Genomic DNA, 20938 nt, shown 5'->3' on the forward strand with positions numbered 1-20938 from the left:
CGGCGCTGGCCCCGCTTTTCGCTACAATCGCCGCTTCTTCAGCAGGCAGGATGGACATGAGCAGCAGGCAGACCACGGGAGCCGGGCAGGGTAGCGCGCGCGCCGGGCGCTTCGACGTGGCGGTGCTCGGCGCCGGGGCCGCGGGCATGATGTGCGCCGCGGTGGCGGGGCAGGGCGGCGCCAACGTGGTGCTGGTCGACCACGCCACGAAGCTGGCGGAGAAGATCCGCATCTCCGGCGGCGGGCGCTGCAACTTCACCAACCTGCAGGCTGGCCCGGCCAATTATCTGTCTGGCAATCCGCACTTTTGCCGCTCGGCGCTGGCGCGCTACACGCCGCAGGATTTCCTCGGCCTGATGCGCCGCCATGAGATCGACTGGCACGAAAAACACCGCGGCCAGCTGTTCTGCAACGACAGCGCCGAGCAGGTGATCGACATGCTGGGCGCCGAATGCGGGGCTGGCGACGTGGCCTGGCGCACCGGTTGCAGCGTCGAGGAGGTGCGCCGCGAAGGCGACGATTTCCTGGTGATGACCACGCAGGGGCCGATCCGGGCCGGCGCGCTGGTGGTGGCGACCGGTGGCCTGTCGATTCCCAAGATCGGCGCCACCGACCTGGGCTACCGGATCGCCCGCCAGTTCGGCCTCGGCATGGTCGAGACGCGCCCCGCGCTGGTGCCGCTGACCTTCGACGGGCAGGGCTGGGCGCCGTTCGCGCCGCTGGCCGGCGTTTCGATGGAGGTGGACATCGCCTCCGGCGGCGGCAAGGCCGCCGGCGCCTTCCGCGAAGACCTGCTGTGGACGCACCGTGGCCTGTCCGGCCCCGCCGTGCTGCAGATTTCCAGTTTCTGGCGGCCGGGTACGCCCATCACCATCGATCTGTTCGACGGCAACGATGCGAGCGACTGGCTGCTGGAGCACAAGGGCAGCAGCCGCAAGCACCTGGCCAACCTCCTGGCCGAGCGCCTGCCGGCGCGGCTGGCCGACGCCTGGTGCGCGGCGGCCGGCCTGAACGGCGCCCAGCCGCTGCACGACATGCCCGACAAGTCCCTGCGCCGGCTCGGCGCGGCGCTCAACGGCTGGCAACTGGTGCCGTCCGGGACCGAGGGCTACCGCAAGGCCGAGGTGACGCTTGGCGGCGTGGACACCCGCGGCTTGTCGTCGAGCTCGATGATGGCGCGTACCGTGCCCAATCTCTATTTCATCGGCGAAGTGGTCGACGTGACCGGATGGCTGGGCGGCTACAACTTCCAGTGGGCGTGGGCATCCGGGGTGGCCGCAGGCCAGTCTGTTGCGGAAATCGCACGGGCCGCGGGACAGGGCGCTGCCTAGGCTGCGCCCTGCGATTTCCTGCAATGCGGACTTGACAACCCCTGTGCTAAACTTTGCGCTTTCGCAAAAACCTCGCAGTACCGTTTAACCGCTGCTACATATTTCAGCACATGACTACCATCCGCCTTAAAGACAATGAGCCGTTTGAAGTCGCCATGCGCCGTTTCAAGCGCACCATCGAAAAGAATGGGTTGATTACCGAGTTGCGGGCTCGCGAGTTTTACGAAAAGCCGACGGCCGAGCGCAAGCGCAAGAAGGCCGCTGCCGAGAAGCGCCACTACAAGCGCATCCGCAGCCAGATGCTGCCGAAGAAGCTGTACTGACCGTACCTTCGCATCTGCGTCAGAACCCGCTGCGGGCAAGGCCCCGGCGGGTTTTTGCATTGGCGGCCGCGCGGCAGGCCGTGTTCCCCGGTCGCCCCCGTCCCGCATCACTCTATCTGGAAGATTGCCATGTCCCTCAAAGCCCGTATCAGCGATGACATGAAGGCCGCCATGCGTGCCCGCGAGTCCGAGCGCCTCGGTACCATCCGCCTGCTGCTGGCCGCCATCAAGCAAAAGGAAGTGGATGAGCGTATCGAGCTCGACGATGCCGCCGTGCAGGCCGTGATCGACAAGCTGATCAAGCAGCGCAAGGACTCCATCACCCAGTTCACGCAAGCCGGCCGCACCGATCTCGCGGACAAGGAAAGCGCCGAGGTGGAAGTGCTCAAGGCCTATATGCCCGCGGCCCTGTCCGACGCCGAAGTGGCCGCCGAAGTGCAGAAGGCCGTGGCCGAGAGCGGCGCGGCCGGCCCGCAGGATATGGGCAAGGTGATGGCCGTGCTCAAGCCCCGCCTGGCAGGCCGCGCCGACATGACGGCGGTTTCCGGCCTGGTCAAGGCCGCGCTGGCCCCGCGCTGAGCGGCAATGCATGCTGCCCCGGGGCGACGGGCGGCCGCTCATCGATGCGCTGCAAAAGTATGTCTTGCGTCGCATTCGGGCCACTACCCCTCGCCGGAGCTCCCTGCAATCCRTTGCGTCTGCACTACAATATAGAGTTAAGGGCCGGGAAAGCGCAGTTCCGGTCACGCTTTTCATCGCCATCATATCGCCGCCGCCCGCTCCCGACGGGCGGTTCGGCACAAGGACGAACAGCCGGGTGATTCCGCAATCCTTCATTCAGGACCTGCTCAACCGTGTCGACATTGTCGACGTGGTGGGCAAATACGTGCAGCTGAAGAAGGGCGGCGCCAATTTCATGGGGCTGTGTCCCTTTCACAACGAGAAGTCGCCGTCGTTCACGGTGTCGCCGACCAAGCAGTTCTATCACTGCTTCGGCTGCGGCGCGCATGGCTCGGCCATCGGCTTCCTGATGGAATACTCCGGCCAGGGCTATCCGGATGCCGTGCGCGAGCTGGCGCAATCGGTCGGCCTGTCGGTGCCGGAGGAGCGCGATCGCCTGCCGCCGGCCCAGCGCGCCGAGCAGCAGGCACGTTCGCTGGCGCTGTCGGACGCCATGACGCGCGCCACCGAGTTCTACCGCAAGCAGTTGCGCGGCGCGCCCCAGGCGGTCCAGTACCTGAAGGGCCGCGGGCTGACCGGCGAGATCGCCGCGCACTTCGGCCTCGGCTATGCGCCGGATGACTGGCAGGGGCTGGAAGCCGTATTCGGCAGCTACCGCGACGACGCCATCGCGGGGCCGCTGGTGGAGGCTGGCCTGCTGATCGAAAGCAGCGAAAAACGCGATGCCGACGGCAAGCCGCGCCGCTACGACCGCTTCCGCGACCGCATCATGTTCCCCATTCGCAACACCAAGGGCCAGGTCATCGGCTTTGGTGGGCGGGTGATGGGGCAGGGCGAGCCCAAGTACCTGAATTCGCCCGAAACGCCGCTGTTCAGCAAGGGCACCGAGCTCTATGGCTTGTTCGAGGCGCGCCATGCGATCCGGGAAACCGGCTACGTTCTGGTGGTCGAAGGCTATATGGATGTGGTCGCGCTGGCCCAGCTGGGCTTTRCCAACGCGGTTGCCACGCTGGGCACCGCGTGCACGGCAGTGCACGTACAGAAGCTGCTGCGCCAGACCGACGCGGTGGTCTTCTCGTTTGACGGCGATGCCGCGGGGCGCCGGGCCGCGCGGCGCGCCCTGGAAGCCTGCCTGCCTTACGTGGCGGACAACAAGACCATCCGCTTCCTGTTCCTGCCGGCCGAACACGATCCGGACAGTTATGTGCGCGAACAGGGGACCGATGCCTTCGCTGCCCAGGTGCGCGACGCCATGCCGCTGTCGCGCTTCTTGCTGCAGGTGGTTGCCGAGGGGCAGGACCTGCGCCAGCCAGAAGGCCGCGCCCGCGCCCAGTATGAGGCCAAGCCGCTGTTGCAGGCCATGCCGGCCGGGGGCCTGCGCCTGCAGATCGTGCGCGAGCTGGCCGATGCCACCGGCACCACGCCGGCCGAGATCGAGGCGGTCTGCGGCCTGGCCAGCGACCCGGCGCGGGTAGGCCGGTTCGCGCAGCCGCGGCCCCGCACCAAGCGTCAGGCGCCCACGGGGCTCGAGCAGCGCGTGTTGCAGCTGCTGATGTGCTACCCGCAGCTCTCGGCCCGGCTCGACGCCGACAGCCGCGCACTGTTGCTGGAAGACGAGCAGGCCGGCGCCGAAGTCCTCGCGCATCTGGTGTCCGCTTGCGACGAGTTGCGTGGCGAAGTGAACTTCGCGGCCTTCAGCGAGCATCTGGCGCAGTCGCCCTACGCCGAGGTCTATGCCAATGTGCGCGCGGCCGTGCTGCGCGAAGAGATCGAAGAGGAGCCCGCCGAGCAGGAGTTCGACGCGGCCATCGCGAAGCTGCTGGCGGAGCCGCTGCGGCGCGAGCTCGATGGCCTGCAGGCGGCGGTGATCGCGGGCACGGCCGATGAGGCCGCCAAGAGCCGCATGCGCTGGCTGGTCAGCGAGATCAACCGCCGGCGGCAGCTGGGATAGGCGCCGCCAGGCCTGCCCGGCGAGGTGCGCCGAAGCGGGCGTGGCGGTGGATGCATTAGGAACAAGTGAAGGCTTGGCCTGGTCGTTTTGAGCTTAAGCCTTGATTTTTCAGGTGAAAACCTCACCTGATGGGAAGCCGGCTAGCTGCAACGTGCTACAATAGTCGGTTTGGATAGCGAAATCTTTCTCTCCAGTTCTGGTGAAAGTGAGCGTGCCAATGGCAAAGGCCAAAGCAACCGAAAAGGTTTCCACTAAAGCTCCCCAAGCGGGGAGCGGCAAGGCGTCCGTGAAATCAACGGCGGCTGCGACGTCAGCCGCGTCAGTCAAGACGCCCGCCCAGCCTGTGCCAGCTAAGACCGCTCGGAGCGCCAAGGCGCCCGCTGCGAGCACTTCCTCCGGAACCCGCATATCCGAAAATTTGAGGCCCTCGACTTCGGCACGCGAGAGCGGCGATAGCGCCAATACAAGCGGCAAGTACGCCGCATCTGTACCAGTGAAAGGCAAGAGTATCACCGTGGCGAAACAGCAGATTACCGAAGTCGAGAGCAAGCGAGCGGCAGCAGCCAGTGCCAAGACCGGAGGCGCCAAGTCGGCCGCCCCCGAGTCGGAGGCCCCGGCACCTGCCACCACTTCCGCCCCCGTTGCATCCGAGCGTCCCGCCGCTCCGGCAGTCAAGCCGGAGCCGAAGAAGCGTGGCCGCAAGCCCAAGGCCGGCATGCAGCACGACGACAGCACCACAGACGACGTGACTGAAGAGCTTTACGAAGATGATATGCCCGCAGCAGCACCTGCTGCGGCGCCCAAGACCGAAAAGCAGAAGGCCCGTGACCGCAAGGCCAAGGAAAAGGCCCTGCTCAAGGAGTTCGCCTCGACCCAGCAGGGCACCGAGGAAGAACTCGAAGCTCGCCGCCAGAAGCTCAAGGCGCTGATCAAGCTGGGCAAGTCGCGCGGTTACCTGACCTACGCGGAAATCAACGATCACCTTCCGGACGACATGGTCGATTCGGAAACGATCGACACCCTGGTCGCCACGCTCAACGACATTGGCATCGCTGTCTACGAACAGGCGCCCGACGCGGAAACCCTGCTGCTCAACGACAACGCACCGTCGGCCACCAGCGAGGAAGAAGCGGAGGAAGAAGCCGAAGCGGCGCTGTCCACCGTGGACTCCGAATTCGGCCGCACCACGGATCCCGTGCGCATGTACATGCGCGAAATGGGTACCGTGGAGCTGCTCACGCGCGAAGGCGAAATCGAAATCGCCAAGCGTATCGAAGCCGGCCTGAAGGACATGGTCATGGCGATCTCGGCTTGCCCGGTCACCATTTCCGAAATCCTGGCCCTGGCCGAGCGCGTTGCCAGCGACGAGATCAAGATCGACGAATTCGTCGATGGCCTGATCGATCCCAACGCCGATGACGTTCCCGCCGCCCCCGCGCCGGTGGCAGCCGCTGCCGCCGCCGAGGAGGAAGACCTGGAGTCCGACGACGAAGAGTCCGAGGACGACGAGGACGACGACGCCGGCGGCCTGGCCGCTTCGGCACGCCAGCTCGAAGAACTGAAGCAGGCCGCGCTGGAGAAATTCCGCGTCATCGCCGAGCAGTTCGACAAGATGCGCCGCTCGTTCGAGAAGGAAGGCTACAAGTCCAAGGCCTACGTCAAGGCCCAGGAAGCCATCCAKGCCGAGCTGATGAGCATCCGCTTCACCGCGCGCAATGTCGAGCGCCTGTGCGACACGCTGCGTGGCCAGGTGGACGAAGTGCGCAAGTTCGAGCGCTCCATCCTCAAGATCGTGGTCGACAAGTGCGGCATGCCGCGCGCGGACTTCGTCGCCCGTTTCCCGGGCAACGAGACCAACCTCGACTGGATCCAGACCATCATCGACGACGGCAAGGGCTACAGCACCATCGTCGAGCGCAACGTGCCGGCCGTGCACGAACTGCAGCAGAAGCTGATCGACCTGCAGGCGCGCGTGGTGCTGCCGCTCAAGGAACTGAAGGACGTCAACCGCAAGATGTCCGAAGGCGAGAAGCGCGCCCGCGAAGCCAAGCGTGAAATGACCGAGGCCAACCTGCGTCTCGTGATCTCGATCGCCAAGAAGTACACCAACCGCGGCCTGCAGTTCCTCGACCTGATCCAGGAAGGCAACATCGGCCTGATGAAGGCGGTGGACAAGTTCGAATACCGTCGCGGCTACAAGTTCTCCACGTACGCCACGTGGTGGATCCGCCAGGCCATCACCCGTTCGATCGCCGACCAGGCGCGCACCATCCGTATTCCGGTGCACATGATCGAAACGATCAACAAGATGAACCGCATCTCGCGTCAGATCCTGCAGGAAACCGGCAACGAGCCGGATCCGGCAACGCTGGCCGAGAAGATGGAGATGCCGGAAGACAAGATCCGCAAGATCATGAAGATCGCGAAGGAACCGATCTCCATGGAAACGCCGATCGGTGACGACGACGACTCCCATCTGGGCGACTTCATCGAAGACACCAACACGCTGGCCCCGGCCGAAGCGGCGCTGCACGGTTCCATGCGCGACGTCGTCAAGGACGTGCTGGACTCGCTCACGCCGCGCGAAGCCAAGGTGCTGCGCATGCGCTTCGGCATCGAAATGAGCACGGACCACACGCTGGAGGAAGTCGGCAAGCAGTTCGACGTCACCCGCGAGCGTATTCGCCAGATCGAAGCCAAGGCGCTGCGCAAGCTGCGCCACCCGAGCCGCTCCGACAAGCTGAAGAGTTTCCTCGAAGGTAGCTGACCGGAGCGCGCTCAGCGCGCCGGTCTGACTTTCCAGGGCCTCTAGCTCATGCCTGGTTAGAGCAGCGGACTCATAATCCGTTGGTGCCGTGTTCGACTCACGGGAGGCCCACCAATGTTGAAAGGCCCCACAGCTTGCTGTGGGGCCTTTTCTTTTTTCCATTGCGCGAAGATCAGCGCTCGCCTAGCTTGCCCGCTCGAGCGCCCTGGCCAGCACCGGTTGCGATTCCAGGAAGCGCGCAAATACGTCGATGCCTTCGTTGGTCAGGTGTTCCTGATCGATAAAAAGAGGCTTGTCGTGCCGACCGTTTATCCAGAGCCTGCATTGCTGCGATGGGCAGAACATATCCGTGACACCGACGAAGGCGATGCCATGCCGGGCTGCCATCGACTGCGCCTCATGCGCGATATCGTGATAGTTCCAGCGCGTCAGGCTGGTGTCGGCCTCCGGGATCGTCTGCGGTATGGGGACGTTCTTCGGCAACGACTTGATGTACCGGGAGATCGGCAGGTAGAACATGGGCGACACGCCGAGCATGACCACGTCGTCCGTCACCGTCTTCGCCGCGACCAGGCCCGGCTCGACGTTTTCCCAGTTCTCGGGGACGTAGCTGAAATTGATCACGATCGCATCGATGTGGATGCGCTTCTTCAGCTGGGCGAGAAGGTCGGCGGAGTCGGGGAAGCACATGACGCCGCCGACCCGCTTGGGACGGTCCCCGGGCGGGCACGAGGATTGATGCAGCATGATGAAATTCAGCGCCGGGAATCCTCGCTGCAAGGCGTGCAAGGTATCGCGGCCAACGCTGTCGCCCATGACAAGGACGTTATGCCTTTTTGCCTGCGAGGTCAGGCAGCGAAGGATCCGTTCCGGGCTGTTGTCGTAGTCATAGCTGCATGTCCAGCGGCTGTCCTGAGCGGGATCATAGTCTCCCGATTCGCCGTCGTAGTTGAGATTCAACGTGTCGAGGTAGTAGGCTTCCTCATCCTCGATATGGGCGATGACCTGCGCCTTGCCGCCGGAATACAGGGCCTTGCGGATCTGGGCAAATGCGCTGTAGCGATAATCCTTGACGAACGGACTCGCGCCAATCGCCACCACCACCAGCATCGACGTGGTGAAAGCCAGGAAAAGCGCGTAGACATCCTTCGTCGCGGGAGCAGCGGCTTTCGTCCGTATGGGTTTCTCGACGTAGTGGTAGGAAATGACGGCACACAGCAGCGTTGCCAACAGGCTGGCGAAGATGAACTTGTTGTCGTCCGACGGCTTTGCCGTGCGTGCGAAGACGAGAATCGGCCAGTGCCACAGGTACAGGCCATACGAAATCAGGCCGATCCCGGCCATGGGCCGTGATTTCAGCATCGGTGCCACGAGGCGGCCACGCCCGAACGCCGCGATGATCAAGGCGGCGCCGATGGTCGGCGGCAGGGCGAACGCGCCCGGGAATGGCGTGCTGTCCGTGTACATCAAGACGGGTGCGATGATCATCGCCACGCCCGCCAACTCCATCGTGTCGGCCACGATGGCGCGGCGCGGCCCGGAGACGACAACGGTTGCGAGCAGGGCACCTGTCAGCAATTCCCAGAAGCGCGACAGGGAGCTGTAGAAGGCCGTGTCGACCAGCCCGTCTCCGATGAGGGTGCAGGCATAAGCGAAGGAGAGCAAGCCCGCCAGCGCCACGCCGAAGGCCAGCCACTTGCCCTTCATCTTGAGCAGCAGCAACAAGATGCAGGGGAAGAGGAAATAGAACTGTTCCTCGATGGCCAGGGACCATGTATGCAGCAACGGCGTGAATTCCCCGGGGCCTTCGAAATATCCGACCGTAGACAGGAAATACCAGTTGGAGGCAAAGCCGAGCGCGGCATATGCGCTCTTGCTGAAACTCTTGAACTGGGTGGCATTCAGCAGGAAGAATGCGCATCCCCATGTGAGAAAGAATACCGGGATAAGCGGCGGCAGCAGCCGGCGAATGCGGCGCTCATAGAACGCGCGTAAGGAAAATGTTCCTTCCCCTGCTTCCTTGAGTACCAGGGAGGTGATGAGGTATCCCGATATGACAAAGAAGACGTCGACGCCGACAAATCCTCCGGAAGCTCGCTCGATGCCGGCATGGAAGAGGATGACACTTAAGACGGCGAGCGCTCTTAGTCCGTCTATTTCGGATCTGTATGGGGGAGGCATTGTCAGTGAATTCTTATCTTGGCCGGGAATGTCCCGGGACATTCCGTGAAATACCGTTTGTATTTCCCGGAATGCGAGGAAGCCAGATATCGATGAGCGCGGCGCACGCGTAGCAGTGATATCTCGCCCAGCGCCGCTGCGCTGCCCGAAGGCAGCGGGCCGTGCGTGCGGCGCGGGCTTGTGCGGAATATCCGATGGGGTGCGTTTCGCGTGCCTGGGCAGTCATCCCTTGCAGGGGACATCGATCGGCGTCACCGATCGCGCGAACGCTCAGGCAGGAACGTTGCCGGGGAAGCTTGCGCAAGCGAATACGAGAGTTGGCATCGCTGGCTGCGGGCTCGCCTTCGGGAAGGTCGTGCTCGTCTGCTTGCTTTGCCGTGAATTGGACCTTGGCCACTGCTGCTACTTGTTGAGACCGGGATGCATGGCGCCATTCGACAGCCATGCGGGCCGATCATAAGGTAGGCAATTTGCGTGGGTCAACGCACGAACGCGCCGAAATACCCGTCTATTCCGCGTGAAACACGGGGCTTTCTGGGCTACGCCGGAACGGCGATGGAGGTGCCGGACTAAGCGGAATCGCTGGCGCGCTCCCACATGGAGATCCGCTACACGGATGGCGCGACGTACGCGAAGTACGCGGCGCAAGCGATGCGGCAGGAAAAGGCCGCGATGGAGAAGCCAGGCCTGGGCAAGCAGGGTGAACGGCGGCGGGCATGCGCAGTGCGCTCGCGCCTTCCGCCATCCGCCTTCGACGCCTAAAGCTGCTGGGCCGCCGCCAGCCCGATGATCTTCTCCCACCGCAGCGCTTCCTTGCGGCTCGCCATCGGTAACTCCCAGCTGGCTTGCGCGTGGTGCTCCAGCGCCAGGCCGACCGTCCACCTGCCGCCGATGTCCGCCGCCTTGGCGCCGGCGATATCGGCGAACAGGAATTTCGCTTGCCGCCCGCCCAGGTCGAGATAGCCGCGCTTGTTCTCGGCGTCGATGCGGATGCTGCCCCACGGGCCGGCCAGGGACACGACGCGTTCGCCGTTGATCTTCTTTCCGTGGATGGCGCGGTAGCGGCGCAGCAGGCTGGCGGCCAGCGCGGCCAGCAGCGCCACGCCGGTGGCAACCGCCGCCGTGCCGGCCAGCGAGCCGTACATGGCGGCCACGGCTGCGTAGAGCCGGACCGCGCCGTAGATGAGGGCCCCGATCAGCGCGAGGCCGGCAATGATGAATGGCACGTCTTCTTCCTTCTTGAGCGGCGTGGGACTTAACGCCGGTTGTGTCGATTATGCCGCCCGCCGCGCCTGCAGCCGGCTAGCGCACGCACAGCGCCGCGACGAAATCGATGAAGGCCCGTACCTTGGCGGGCAGGTGATGCCGCGAGGGATAGAGCGCGTACAGCGGAAAGCGCTCGTCGGGCCAGTCGGTGAGCACCGGCACGAGCCGGCCGTCAGCCAGCAGGCTCTCGGCGCCGAGCTGGAGCACCTGCGCGATGCCGTGGCCGGCCATGCAGACGCTGTGCATGGTGCCGACATCGTTGACCGTCAGCCGCCCCCTGGCCTGGATGAGGATGCGTTCATCGCCGCGATGGAATTCCCACTGGAAGGGCCGGCCTGTCTCCGGATCCCGGAAGTGGATGCAGGCGTGGGCGCCGCTCTCGAGGTCAGACGGCGTCTGCGGCGCGCCATGCCGCTTGAGGTACGAGGGCGCAGCCACGGTCAGCACCGGGATGTCGAGCAGCTTGCGCGCGACCAGCGTGGAGGCGCGCGGAAAGCCGAAGCGGAAGGCCAGGTCGAAACCGTCGCCGATCATGTCGCCGAGGTTGTCGCGCGTGACCAGGTCGAGCGTGAGGTCGGGGTGGTCTTCGACGAATGCGCCGAGGCGCGGGGCGATCACGAGACGCGAGAAGAGCGGGTCCATGTTGACGCGCAAGCGGCCGCGCACCACGCTCACGCCTTTGCCCGCGGAGGCGGTGGTTTCCTCGAGTTGCGCGAGCAGCGGCAGCATGTCTTCGTAGAAGCGGCGGCCATCGTCGGTGAGCGCGACGGTGCGCGTGGTGCGGTCGAACAGGCGGATGCCGAGCCGGGCTTCGAGCCGCGCGATGGCGCGGCTGACGCCGGATTGCGTCATGTCCAGCGCCTCGGAGGCGCGCGCGAAGCCGCCGTTGTCGACCACCGCCAGCAGCACGCCGATGCCGTCCAGGATCCGCTCGTCGAAGCTCATCGATGCCTCGCAGTCATCAATCAAGTGACAGGCATGTTATCGCTAAATTCCCCGGCGGAAACCACAATTCGGTCACCGCGGCGCGTGCCGCGACCGACTGGAGATGACGATGTTTGCTGTGACTGGGATTACCGGGAAGGTGGGTGGTGTGGTGGCGCGTGCGCTGTTGTCCGCTGGCAGGGATGTGCGCGCGGTGGTGCGCTCGGCGCACAAGGGTGCCGAATGGGCCGCGCAGGGCTGCGAGGTCGCGCTCGCCGAGATGAGTGATGCGCAGGCTCTGCAGCGTGCCTTCACGGGCACCGAGGCGGTGTTCGTGCTGCTGCCGCCGAACTTCGATCCCTGCGCCGACCTGTCCGAGTCGCGTGCGATCGTGACGGCATTGCGCCAGGCGCTGCTGGCCGCCCGGCCGCGGCGCGTGGTCTGCCTGTCGACCATCGGCGCGCAGGCAACCCAGCCGAACCTGTTGCAGCAGCTGTCCCACATGGAGCGCGAGCTGGGCACGCTGCCGGTGCCGGTTGCCTTCGTGCGCGCAGGCTGGTTCATGGAAAACACACTGTGGGACATCGAGCCGGCGCTTGCTCACGGTGTGCTCGCCAGCTACCTGCAGCCGCTGGACAAGCCGGTGCCGATGGTGGCGACGGCCGATGTGGGCCGCGTCGCGGCGGAGTTGCTGCAGCAATCCTGGGAAGGGCGCCGGGTCGTGGAGCTGGAAGGGCCGCGCCGCATCGCTCCGCTGGAGATTGCCGCCGCGCTCTCGACACTCCTGGGCCGTGAGGTCAAGGCGCAGGTTGTTCCGCGTGCCTCGTGGGAAGCGCTGTTCCGCGCGCAGGGCATGAACAACCCGGTGCCGCGCGCGCAGATGCTCGATGGCTTCAACGCCGGCTGGATCGACTTCGAGGCGGCGCAGGCAGACACGCGCAAGGGCACCGTGCCGCTGCAGACAGTGCTGGCGGCAATGGTGGAGCGCCAGCAGTGAAGGCGCATCGAGGGCGCATGTCCGGCGGCGGTAGTGCCCGGCCGCCATGTGGGCGGGCGGTGATCCCGCCCGATGCGGTGTGCGGGCTTGCCGGGTGACAGCGCGGTGCTGCTGCCCGGATCGTGCGCGACGACAGCCGTGGTTCGCCGGGTCAGCTCCTGCGCAGCACCGCTTCGATTTCCTGCGCCGCGCGCTGCAGCGCCGGCAGGTAGTGCCGCACGAGATGGGCCTCGTCGCGGCTGCCCAGCACCATGCTGAAGCCCACGCCCGCCACCACCTTGCCGGAGGCCGCGCGCAGCGGCACGGAGATGCCGGCGTAGCCATCCACGAGCTCGCTGATCAGCGTGCAGTAGCCATGGCTGCGCACCTGCCTGAGGGTGCGCGCCAGCGCGGTGCGCGAGCTGACGGTAAACGGGGTGAGCTTGCGCAGCTGGGCGGTGGCGAGGTACGCATCGAGCGCCTCGTCGTCCAGGCCGCCTAGCAGCACGCGCCCGAGCGAGTGCGCATAGGCGGGCATGCGGCGCCCGACTCCCATGTCCACGCGCAGTATCTGCTGCGGCTCCTCGCGCGCCACCAGCGCCACCGATTCGCCATCGAGCACGCCGAGCGAACAGGTTTCACCGGCCTGCTCGGCGAGCGCCTTCAGATAGGGTCCGGCCAGGCGCGGCAGGTCCATCGAGGCGAAATAGGCGTAGCCCAGGTCCATCACGCGCGGCGTGATGGAGAACTCACGCCCGTCCTGCGCCAGGTATCCGTTGTGCTGCAGCGTCAGCAACAGGCGGCGTGCGGCGGCACGGGTAACATCGAGCTGTTCGGCCACCTCTTGCATGGTGAGGCTGCCCGCGCCGGAGGCGAACAGGCGCAGCAGCGCCAGGCCCTTGGTCAGGGAATCGAGCAACTCGCTCTTTTCTTGCGGGTCGGCCGCGGGGACCTCGTCTGCCGCTCTTGCACGGTTCATGGGCTGCTTGTGGATGGGGAACGATCGAAACGGGGGATTTTATTGCCCTGAGCGCACTTGCGCGATACGGACATGCCTCCGTATGATATGCGTTTTGCGAACATTTGTTCGCGGAATGCGGTCCGGCACAGAACGGACTGGAAGAACAGACGGAGACAGCCATGAAGGTCATCAGCGCGCAGCAGGCTGCTGCGCTCGTGCAATCGCAGTGGACCGTGGCCAGCGCCGGTTTCGTGGGCGCGGGCCATGCGGAGGCTGTGACCAGCGCGCTCGAGCAGCGTTTCCTGGAGTGCGGGCTGCCGCGCGACCTGACGCTGGTGTACTCGGCCGGGCAGGGCGACCGCGGCGCGCGCGGCGTCAACCACTTCGGCAATGCCGGCATGACGGGCCGCATCGTCGGCGGGCACTGGCGTTCCGCCACGCGGCTGGCCGCGCTCGCCATGGCCGAGCAGTGCGAGGGCTACAACCTGCCGCAGGGCGTGCTGACGCACCTGTACCGCGCCATCGCGGGCGGCAAGCCCGGCGTGATGAGCAAGATCGGCCTGCATACCTTCGTCGATCCGCGCACGGCGCAGGACAGTCGCTACCATGGCGGCGCCATCAACCGCGGCGGGCAGCAGGCCATCGCGGAGAACCGCGCGAACTGGGTCGAAGCGATCGAATTCCGCGGCGACGAATATCTCTTCTACCCGAGCTTTCGCATCGACTGCGCCCTGATCCGCTGCACGGCCGCGGACAGCCGCGGCAACCTGAGCACGCATCGCGAGGCCTTTCACCACGAACTGCTGTCGCTGGCGCAGGCCGCCCACAACTCCGGCGGCATCGTGATCGCGCAGGTGGAGTCGCTGGTGGACCATCACGACAACCTGCAGGCCATCCACGTGCCCGGCATCCTGGTGGACTACGTCGTCGTCAGCCAGGACCCCGCGCATCACCAGATGACCTTCGCGGAGGCGTTCAACCCCGCCTACGTGACGCCGTGGCGGGGCGAGGAAGCCGAAGCGGCCGGCGAGCATGCCGCGCAAGCCGATGTCGCGCTCGACGCGCGCACCATCGTGCAGCGGCGCGCTGCGCTGGAGCTGGCGCGTCGCCAGCCGCGCGTGGTCAATCTCGGCGTGGGCATGCCGGCGGCTGTCGGCATGCTGGCATCCGGGGCCGGCCTCGATGGCTTCACGCTCACCGTGGAAGCCGGTCCGATCGGCGGCACGCCGGCGGACGGGCTGAGCTTCGGCGCATCGGCGTATCCGGAGGCCGTGATCGACCAGCCCGCGCAATTCGATTTCTACGAGGGCGGCGGCATCGATCTGGCCATCCTCGGCCTGGCCGAGCTGGACGGGCACGGCAACGTCAACGTGAGCAAGTTCGGCGAAGGTGCCGAAGCGCTGATCGCCGGCGTCGGCGGCTTCATCAATATCACGCAGAGCGCCAAGGCCGTGGTCTTCGTCGGCACGCTCACGGCGGGCGGGCTCGAGGTGAGCGTCGAGAATGGGGCGCTGCGCATCGTGCGCGAAGGGCGCGTCAAGAAGATCGTGCCCCACGTCTCCCACCTGAGCTTCAACGGGCCCTATGTGGCGTCGATGGGCGTGCCCGTGCTCTACATCACCGAGCGCGCGGTGTTCGAGATGCGGCCCGACGCGATCGGCGCGGAGTGCCTGACGCTGATCGAGATTGCGCCCGGCATCGATCTGCAGCGCGACGTGCTCGACCAGTGCGCCACCGAGATCGCGGTGGCCAGCGACCTGCGCGTGATGGATGCACGGCTGTTCCGCGCCGGTCCGCTGGCGCTCTGATTCCCTGAGGCTCCCGGCGGCCACACCCCGGGGAAACGGGCAGGCATGCGCCCGCCGGCCATCAAGAATGGCGACCGGCCATGACCGGCCGCGGAGGAGACCATCGAAGCCTTGTCCTGTCGTTCCCCTTGGTTTGCCGGGTGGCCGACGCGTGCGCGGGCTGTGGAGCCGGCCGCGTCATTGCCGGATCACGTTTCATACTCATCATGCAGAAGACAAGCCGCCGTACTTTCACGCGCCGCGCGGGCGCGATCATCCTGGCAGCCGCCTTGCCGCTGTGCGCATCGCAGGCATTCGCCCAGGCCTACCCGTCCAAGCCGATCCGGCTGGTGGTGCCATTCCCGCCGGGCGGGCCCACCGACACCGCCGCGCGCATCATCGGCCAGAAGATCGGCGAATCGCTCAAGCAGACGGTGCTGGTGGACAACCGCCCGGGCGCATCCGGCACGATCGGCGCGGAAGGGGTAGCCAAGAGCGCGCCCGACGGCTACACGCTGATGGTGCTGGCCACGCCGACACTGCTGGCGCCGCACCTGATCGCGCGCAAGGGCTACGACATCTTCAAGGACTTCACGCCGATCGGCGCTGCCTATGACCTGCCTATCGTCATGGTGGTCAACCCGCAAGCCTTGCCCGACGTGACGGACCTGCAGCAATACATCGCGCGCGCCAAGGCCAGGCCCGGTGCGATGAACTACACCAGCGCGGGCAACGGCAGCTTTGGCCACCTCTCGACCGAGCTGCTCAAGAGCCTCGGGCATTTCGACGTGCAGCACGTGCCGTACAAGGGCAGCGCGCCGGCGATCTCCGACCTGCTGGCCGGCCAGGTGCCGATGATGTTCTCCGACATGATCGCGGCGCTGCCGCATATCAAGGCCGGCAAGCTGCGCCCGATCGCAGTCGGCTCGGCCAAGCGCGTGAGTTTCACGCCCGATGTGAAGACGGTGGCGGAGCAGGGCTTCCCCGGCTTCGAAGCCACCGCCTGGGGTGGCCTGCTGGCGCCCGCCGGCACGCCCAAGGACGTGGTCGCGAAGCTGTCGGCCGAACTCAAGGCGGCGCTGGCCGATCCGGTGGTGCAGGAGAAGATGCTGGGCGCGGGCACGGTCGCGGCCTACATGCCGCCCGAGCAACTGGCCACGCGCATGCGCAACGACTACAAGAAGTGGGGCAAGGTGATCCAGGACAACGGCATCAAGGGCGACTGAGGGCCGATGCCTGGACTGGCCGGCGGGAAGGTTGCCGGCCGGGAGTGAAGGAGGCCGCCGGCTGTCTTGTCCGGCGGCCTCTCTCGCCTGTGGGCGCTTGCCAGGCGGTCGCGCTCAGGAATCGGCGCGCGGCGTGCCGTTGGCATGCGCGGCGGCATGCGGGAGCGGGAAGACCTGGGCGTTCCCGCCATCCGGCGAGCCGGCGGCGAGGCCGGGCACCAGGCCCTGCAGCGTGCCGCCGGACAAGCCGACTTCCTTCAGCAGCGAATCGATCAGCGGCGCGTGGGCGCGGTAGGAGAGGGCCGCGGACATCGCCTGCTCCGCAAGGTTGCTGCCGCCGTTGCCGGCATTGCCCCCGCCGTTGCCGGCATCTCCCGGCACTGCGACGCCGCCCCGATTGAGGCCGTCGACCTGGATGATCTTGATGCCGTCGATGGCCTTCATCGGCTCCACGCTCTGCTCGATCACGGCAGGCAGTGCCTGCAGCAGCGCGAGCTTGAACTTGAGGCTGGTCTGGTCCGAAGACAGCGCGTTGATGGCGTCGTTGAGCGCATGCTGCGCCTCGGCTTCGGCCAGCCCCTTCTTGCGCGCGGCCTCGGCGAGTTCGACGATGGCGGTGGCCTGCATCTGCGCGGCTTCGCGCTCGGCGCGCGCCTGCGTGGTCACGTGCACGGCCTGGGTCTCGGCTTCCTGTGCCGCTTCGATCAGCGCGACCTGCTTGGCCCGGTCGGCTTCGGCGGTGCGGCGCGTGGTCTCCACCATCTGCTCGGCCTTGACCGCCTCGGCCAGCGCCTCGTTGGCGCGCGACTGCGCCTGCGATTGCGCTTCGGACTTGGCGGCGATCACGATGGCCTTTTCCTGCGCGGCGATTTCCGTGACCTTGGCCTGCTCGATGGCGGCCATCTGGGTGACGCGCTGCTGCTCGATCTCCTTGACCCGCACGTCGCGCTCGGCTTCCACCTTGCGCGTGCGCACGGCTTGCTCGCGCTGGATCTCGGATTCCTGGACCTGGCGCTCGGCCGTGATGCGGCTTTGCTCGGCTTCCTGTCGCCGCTCGGCCTCATACGATGCGATGCGCGCATTCTGCTCGGCGGTGCGGGTCTTGACCTGCTGCTCCTGCTCGAGCTTCATGAACGATTCCTGCTGCTCGATCGCCAGCTTCTTGGCCAGCGCGTCGCGGTTCTTCTCGCGCACGGCGACTTCGGTGTCCTGCTCCACCTCGTTGCGCTCCTTGCGGCGGCGCTCGGTTTCCTGCGTCAGCTTGGTCAGGCCCTCGGCATCGAAGGCGTTGTTGGGATCGAAGAATTCCTTCGAGGTCTGGTTGAAGTTGGTGAGCGACACGCTCTCCAGTTCCAGGCCGTTCTTGGTGAGGTCTTCGGCCACCGTATTCTGCACGCCCTGCACGAACTGCTCGCGTGCATCCTGCAGGTCCTGCATGCTCATCTGGGCGGCGGTGGAGCGCAGCGCGTCGACGAACTTGTCGTCCACGAGCGCGCGCAGGCTCTCCGGCGCGAGCGTGCGCTGGCCCAAGGTCTGCGCGGCGGTGGAGACGCCTTCCACGGTGGGCTTGACGCGCACGAAGAAGGCCACCACCACGTCGACCCGCATGCGGTCCTTGGTGATCAGGCTGTCGCGCGAGGCGCGGCTGACCTCGAGCTTGAGCGTGTTCATGTTGATCGGGATGATTTCATGGAACACCGGCAGCACGATGGCGCCGCCGCTCATGATGACCTTCTGCCCGCCGAGGCCGGTGCGCACGAAGGCGCGTTCCGCGGAAGCGCGCGTGTACAGGCGCGAGAAGATCAGGCCGACGATGCACAGGCCGATCACCCCGGCCAGCCCGATGACACCCCAGAAGATGATGGAATCCATTTTGGTTTTGACACTCCCTTAGTTCATGGAAAGACCGTGGGACAGCGAGAAGGCGAGGGCTGCGCGGCGCTAGAGCAGGTCCGGCCGCGGGTTGGCGATGACACGGTACAAGGTGGCCGAGACGCGCGCCACCACCAGCACGCTCTCGCCGCGTGGCAGGCGCTGCGCGGGCTCGTCCGGCTCCACGCGGATGTAGTGGGGTTGTCCGTATTCGTCGACCAGGCGCGCCTCGGCGGGCGTGCCGGCGGAGGCCTCGCCGGCCGTGATCTGCGCGATGCGGCCGACGAAATCCAGTTCGGACACCGCGGAGGATTCGTCCTGCGGGAAATAGCGCGCCACCACGCTGCCGGCTTTCCTGACGAAGGGCAGCGCGCCGAGCGTGGCCAGCGCCACCGCCACCGGTACCGGCAGCATGTGGCCGGCCAGGGCCGCCAGCATCCACTGCAGGATCAGGCCGGCGATGGCGAACCCCGTCAGGAACAGCACGACCAGCATCAGCAGCGGCACCCGCCCCACATGCAGCCAGCCGAGGAACTGGCCGATGACCCCTGCATCCGAGCCGGTGGCATCGGCGTGGTCGAGCGCGAAATGGGTGACGAGGAAATTATCGGCGTGCTCGGACAGGCCCAGGCCCAGCAATACGGCCAGGGCCTCCAGCAAGCCAATCACCACCATCAGGCCAATCGCTACTACGAACGGGGCATTGCCCGGCAATAACAGCTGATTCATTTTGGCTTCTTGTTGTGATGAATCGGTCAGGGGCGGCGGGCGCGGCGGCGGCTGCCGCGCGGCTCAGGCGGGGTTGCCGCCGCGCCCCGCCTGCCCGGCCGTCGCCGCCTTGAGGCGCTCCAGTCTTTCGCTGATGCGCTGTTCCTTGTGCAAGGTCTCGAGCCGCTTGAGCAGCGAGGGGTCTGCGTCCGAGCCGCCGGTGCCCAGCCCGGCGATGCCGGTGGCGCTGGTCATGGTGCGGTTGAAGCCTTGTTCGAGCTGCCCGGCGCGGACGGCCGCGTTGCCGGCGGCGCTGCTGCCGGCGTTGGCGGCCGCGCCGCCAGCCGTGACGCCGGCCGCGACGCGTGCGGCCACCATCGCGGCCAGGGCCTGCTCCATCTCGGCGCGCTTGGCGCGCAGGCCGAGCAGGTCGGATTCCGTCGCTGCCGATTTTTCCACGGCTTCCTGCAGGCCGGCGTTGAGCGTGCCGAGCTGGTCTTCGAGGTCGATCTGGCGCGAGGTGCCTGCGCGTGCGGCCGCTTCGTCGCCGCGGTCGAGCGCGACGCTGACCTGCTCGTCGAGCTTCTCGATCTCGTTGTTGACGCGCGCGATGGCCTTGGCGGCCTGGTGCTTGGCCGCTTCGTGCTGGCCGAGGCCGATGCGGGCCTGGGCGATGACTTCGTCGAACTCGCGCAGGTATTGCTCGAGCACGGCTTGCGGCGTGCGGCTTTCCAGCGAGCTGACCAGCGCGTGGACATTGGCGGTCAGCAGTCGCTTCACTCGGTTACCCAGGCCTTCTGTCGTCATGGTGTGGTTCCTCGGTGCATCGATTGGGCGCCTCGCCGCGGCGAGCGTCGAGGCGGACTGGTTCTAGCCGGCCGGGCGCGCGCTCCTGATCAATGTTGCCAGTTCTAACACTTCCGGGATATAGGCGTCCAGTACGGCCGGATCGTAGGCCGGCGTGCGCTGGGTCACGGCCAGGCGCAGCATGCCGAGCAGCATGCGCATGGCGCGCGCGGTCAGGCGGGCTTCCAGTTCGCGCGCCTGCGCGGGCGCCTGGTCGCCGGCCGGCACGCCGGCGATCAGGCTGGCCATCAGTTCGGGCAGTTGCATGGCCAGCGTCGGGACGATTTCCGAATGCAGTTGGTGATCCAGTTCCAGGGCTTGCGCAGCGTCGAGCAGCGGGCGCACCTGGTCGCGCAGCAGCGACAGGCAGCCGATGTAGTCCGACGATCCCTCGGCACGCCGGCGCGCATCGGCCAGCAGCGCGCGGATCTTGTCGCTGGGGCTGCTGGTGCCGGGCAACCGGAGGTTTCCCAGCCAGGCGAGGTCTTCTTCGGGAATGCGGACGGAGACGGTTTGCATTGGGGGCGGCCTGGAAGTGATGCGCTGAACCCAGCATAGGACACGCGTAAGCATTTGTATACGTTTGAAATTTAAAAATGGCAAACAATGGCAAACAATGGCGGACGAGGCGAGGAAACGGGGCGAAGAAACGGAGCGAAGGGCGGGGAGCCGGCCTGGCGCGGCGCGCGTGGGGCGTTTGCGGTACTGCCGTGTGCACCCGCACGGCCAGGCCCGCCTGACATCAGCCTGAAATCAGTCGCGCTTAAACTGCCTTGGGCGCCACACCCGTACTACCCATCGGAGCGGCTCTGATGCTACAATCTAAGTCTTTGATTTACATGAGCTATTGATCTCGCGGCGGAATTCCCCGCGAAAGGCACTGGCAGTGCACGGCAAGCGGCGGCAGTCACGCTGCCCGGCCGCGCCCCGAAATCCACGCGCAGATCTTCCCCGCTCGGTTCAAGACGCGTGTCCGCTGGCGCCGGGTTCGCCTCCTGCAAGACACGGAAACCATGACGACTACGACCACCGAGACCGCCGCGACCACCGGCCAGACCACCCCCGAGATCACCTTCGACAGCTTTGGACTCGACGCGCGCATCCTGCGCGCGCTGACCGAGCAAGGCTATACCAAGCC

At 66.4% G+C, this 20938-nt stretch carries 18 protein-coding genes and 1 tRNA gene; 10 read left to right on the top strand and 9 right to left on the bottom strand.

Features of this window, described 5'->3' with window-relative positions; genetic code table 11:
- Nucleotides 1–56: 56 nt before the first annotated feature.
- The 4 genes from AC1DO7_RS16445 (at nt 57) to dnaG (ending at nt 4286) form a co-directional block, all read left to right on the top strand.
- The gene (locus AC1DO7_RS16445) at nt 57–1331 is read left to right on the top strand and encodes a BaiN/RdsA family NAD(P)/FAD-dependent oxidoreductase (protein WP_441613125.1); all 1275 of its coding nucleotides are present in this window, start codon (nt 57–59) and stop codon (nt 1329–1331) included.
- A 110-nt stretch (nt 1332–1441) separates the two neighbouring features.
- Nucleotides 1442–1654, top strand: coding sequence for a 30S ribosomal protein S21 (rpsU, locus tag AC1DO7_RS16450; RefSeq protein ID WP_017226050.1), 213 nt, complete (start codon nt 1442–1444; stop codon nt 1652–1654).
- Nucleotides 1655–1783: 129 nt separating this feature from the next.
- Complete coding sequence (locus tag AC1DO7_RS16455; RefSeq protein WP_441613124.1) at nt 1784–2233, top strand: GatB/YqeY domain-containing protein; 450 nt, start codon at nt 1784–1786, stop codon at nt 2231–2233.
- A 238-nt stretch (nt 2234–2471) separates the two neighbouring features.
- Nucleotides 2472–4286 carry a DNA primase gene (dnaG, locus tag AC1DO7_RS16460; RefSeq protein WP_477116332.1) on the top strand — a complete coding sequence of 605 codons (1815 nt, stop codon included), beginning with the start codon at nt 2472–2474 and terminating at the stop codon, nt 4284–4286.
- 108 nt (nt 4287–4394) lie between these two features.
- Here dnaG and AC1DO7_RS16465 read toward each other — a convergent pair whose 3' ends face one another.
- Nucleotides 4395–4790, bottom strand: a complete 396-nt coding sequence (locus AC1DO7_RS16465) for a hypothetical protein (protein ID WP_441613122.1) — start codon at nt 4788–4790, stop codon at nt 4395–4397.
- Here AC1DO7_RS16465 and rpoD point away from each other — a divergent pair.
- Nucleotides 4780–7053 (top strand): RNA polymerase sigma factor RpoD, encoded by a 2274-nt coding sequence (gene rpoD / locus AC1DO7_RS16470; protein ID WP_477116333.1) that lies wholly within the window; start codon nt 4780–4782, stop codon nt 7051–7053. The genes AC1DO7_RS16465 and rpoD overlap by 11 nt on opposite strands.
- A gap of 35 nt (nt 7054–7088) precedes the next feature.
- A tRNA-Ile gene (locus tag AC1DO7_RS16475) sits at nt 7089–7167 on the top strand.
- A gap of 69 nt (nt 7168–7236) precedes the next feature.
- Here AC1DO7_RS16475 and AC1DO7_RS16480 read toward each other — a convergent pair.
- Nucleotides 7237–9234, bottom strand: a complete 1998-nt coding sequence (locus tag AC1DO7_RS16480; RefSeq protein ID WP_441613120.1) for an acyltransferase family protein — start codon at nt 9232–9234, stop codon at nt 7237–7239.
- Between the two features lie 597 nt (nt 9235–9831).
- Between AC1DO7_RS16480 and AC1DO7_RS16485 the strand changes: the two genes are divergently transcribed.
- A complete protein-coding gene (locus AC1DO7_RS16485; protein ID WP_441613118.1) occupies nt 9832–9996 on the top strand; it encodes a hypothetical protein in 165 nt (54 codons plus the stop codon).
- Here AC1DO7_RS16485 and AC1DO7_RS16490 read toward each other — a convergent pair.
- On the bottom strand, nt 9993–10460 hold the full coding sequence (locus tag AC1DO7_RS16490; RefSeq protein WP_441613117.1) for a hypothetical protein: 468 nt from the start codon (nt 10458–10460) through the stop codon (nt 9993–9995). The two genes, AC1DO7_RS16485 and AC1DO7_RS16490, sit on opposite strands and share 4 nt — an antisense overlap.
- Before the next feature lie 76 nt (nt 10461–10536).
- Nucleotides 10537–11445, bottom strand: a complete 909-nt coding sequence (locus tag AC1DO7_RS16495) for a LysR family transcriptional regulator (RefSeq protein WP_441613116.1) — start codon at nt 11443–11445, stop codon at nt 10537–10539.
- 109 nt (nt 11446–11554) lie between these two features.
- On the opposite strand from AC1DO7_RS16495, the gene AC1DO7_RS16500 reads away from it, so the two are divergent.
- Nucleotides 11555–12421, top strand: coding sequence for an NmrA family NAD(P)-binding protein (locus tag AC1DO7_RS16500; protein ID WP_441613115.1), 867 nt, complete (start codon nt 11555–11557; stop codon nt 12419–12421).
- A 151-nt stretch (nt 12422–12572) separates the two neighbouring features.
- Here AC1DO7_RS16500 and AC1DO7_RS16505 read toward each other — a convergent pair whose 3' ends face one another.
- On the bottom strand, nt 12573–13379 hold the full coding sequence (locus AC1DO7_RS16505; protein WP_441613114.1) for an IclR family transcriptional regulator domain-containing protein: 807 nt from the start codon (nt 13377–13379) through the stop codon (nt 12573–12575).
- A 161-nt stretch (nt 13380–13540) separates the two neighbouring features.
- Here AC1DO7_RS16505 and AC1DO7_RS16510 point away from each other — a divergent pair, with 161 nt between their 5' ends.
- Entirely contained in the window at nt 13541–15169 is a 1629-nt protein-coding gene (locus tag AC1DO7_RS16510) for an acyl CoA:acetate/3-ketoacid CoA transferase (protein WP_441613113.1), read from the top strand.
- Between the two features lie 206 nt (nt 15170–15375).
- Nucleotides 15376–16374, top strand: coding sequence for a Bug family tripartite tricarboxylate transporter substrate binding protein (locus tag AC1DO7_RS16515; RefSeq protein ID WP_441613112.1), 999 nt, complete (start codon nt 15376–15378; stop codon nt 16372–16374).
- Nucleotides 16375–16488: 114 nt separating this feature from the next.
- Here the strand turns inward: AC1DO7_RS16515 and AC1DO7_RS16520 are convergent, their stop codons facing one another.
- The 4 genes from AC1DO7_RS16520 to AC1DO7_RS16535 all read right to left on the bottom strand — a co-directional run bounded on the left by AC1DO7_RS16520 (nt 16489) and on the right by AC1DO7_RS16535 (nt 20319).
- Nucleotides 16489–18246, bottom strand: coding sequence for a flotillin family protein (locus tag AC1DO7_RS16520; protein WP_441613111.1), 1758 nt, complete (start codon nt 18244–18246; stop codon nt 16489–16491).
- Nucleotides 18247–18315: 69 nt separating this feature from the next.
- The gene (locus AC1DO7_RS16525; RefSeq protein WP_441613110.1) at nt 18316–18975 is read right to left on the bottom strand and encodes a YqiJ family protein; all 660 of its coding nucleotides are present in this window, start codon (nt 18973–18975) and stop codon (nt 18316–18318) included.
- Between the two features lie 63 nt (nt 18976–19038).
- Nucleotides 19039–19761, bottom strand: a complete 723-nt coding sequence (locus AC1DO7_RS16530) for a PspA/IM30 family protein (RefSeq protein ID WP_441613109.1) — start codon at nt 19759–19761, stop codon at nt 19039–19041.
- A gap of 63 nt (nt 19762–19824) precedes the next feature.
- The gene (locus tag AC1DO7_RS16535; protein ID WP_441613108.1) at nt 19825–20319 is read right to left on the bottom strand and encodes a hypothetical protein; all 495 of its coding nucleotides are present in this window, start codon (nt 20317–20319) and stop codon (nt 19825–19827) included.
- Nucleotides 20320–20938: the final 619 nt, after the last annotated feature.

Source organism: Cupriavidus sp. 05N40, from assembly GCF_056397305.1.

What these genes read in the sequence shown, in the direction of transcription:
- AC1DO7_RS16445 (WP_441613125.1), top strand. Translation starts at nt 57, where the DNA reads ATGAGCAGCAGGCAGACCACGGGAGCCGGGCAGGGTAGCGCGCGCGCC.
- rpsU (WP_017226050.1), top strand. Translation starts at nt 1,442, where the DNA reads ATGACTACCATCCGCCTTAAAGACAATGAGCCGTTTGAAGTCGCCATG.
- AC1DO7_RS16455 (WP_441613124.1), top strand. Translation starts at nt 1,784, where the DNA reads ATGTCCCTCAAAGCCCGTATCAGCGATGACATGAAGGCCGCCATGCGT.
- AC1DO7_RS16480 (WP_441613120.1), bottom strand. Translation starts at nt 9,234, where the DNA reads ATGCCTCCCCCATACAGATCCGAAATAGACGGACTAAGAGCGCTCGCC.
- AC1DO7_RS16485 (WP_441613118.1), top strand. Translation starts at nt 9,832, where the DNA reads ATGGAGATCCGCTACACGGATGGCGCGACGTACGCGAAGTACGCGGCG.
- AC1DO7_RS16495 (WP_441613116.1), bottom strand. Translation starts at nt 11,445, where the DNA reads ATGAGCTTCGACGAGCGGATCCTGGACGGCATCGGCGTGCTGCTGGCG.
- AC1DO7_RS16500 (WP_441613115.1), top strand. Translation starts at nt 11,555, where the DNA reads ATGTTTGCTGTGACTGGGATTACCGGGAAGGTGGGTGGTGTGGTGGCG.
- AC1DO7_RS16505 (WP_441613114.1), bottom strand. Translation starts at nt 13,379, where the DNA reads ATGAACCGTGCAAGAGCGGCAGACGAGGTCCCCGCGGCCGACCCGCAA.
- AC1DO7_RS16510 (WP_441613113.1), top strand. Translation starts at nt 13,541, where the DNA reads ATGAAGGTCATCAGCGCGCAGCAGGCTGCTGCGCTCGTGCAATCGCAG.
- AC1DO7_RS16515 (WP_441613112.1), top strand. Translation starts at nt 15,376, where the DNA reads ATGCAGAAGACAAGCCGCCGTACTTTCACGCGCCGCGCGGGCGCGATC.
- AC1DO7_RS16520 (WP_441613111.1), bottom strand. Translation starts at nt 18,246, where the DNA reads ATGGATTCCATCATCTTCTGGGGTGTCATCGGGCTGGCCGGGGTGATC.
- AC1DO7_RS16525 (WP_441613110.1), bottom strand. Translation starts at nt 18,975, where the DNA reads ATGAATCAGCTGTTATTGCCGGGCAATGCCCCGTTCGTAGTAGCGATT.
- AC1DO7_RS16530 (WP_441613109.1), bottom strand. Translation starts at nt 19,761, where the DNA reads ATGACGACAGAAGGCCTGGGTAACCGAGTGAAGCGACTGCTGACCGCC.
- AC1DO7_RS16535 (WP_441613108.1), bottom strand. Translation starts at nt 20,319, where the DNA reads ATGCAAACCGTCTCCGTCCGCATTCCCGAAGAAGACCTCGCCTGGCTG.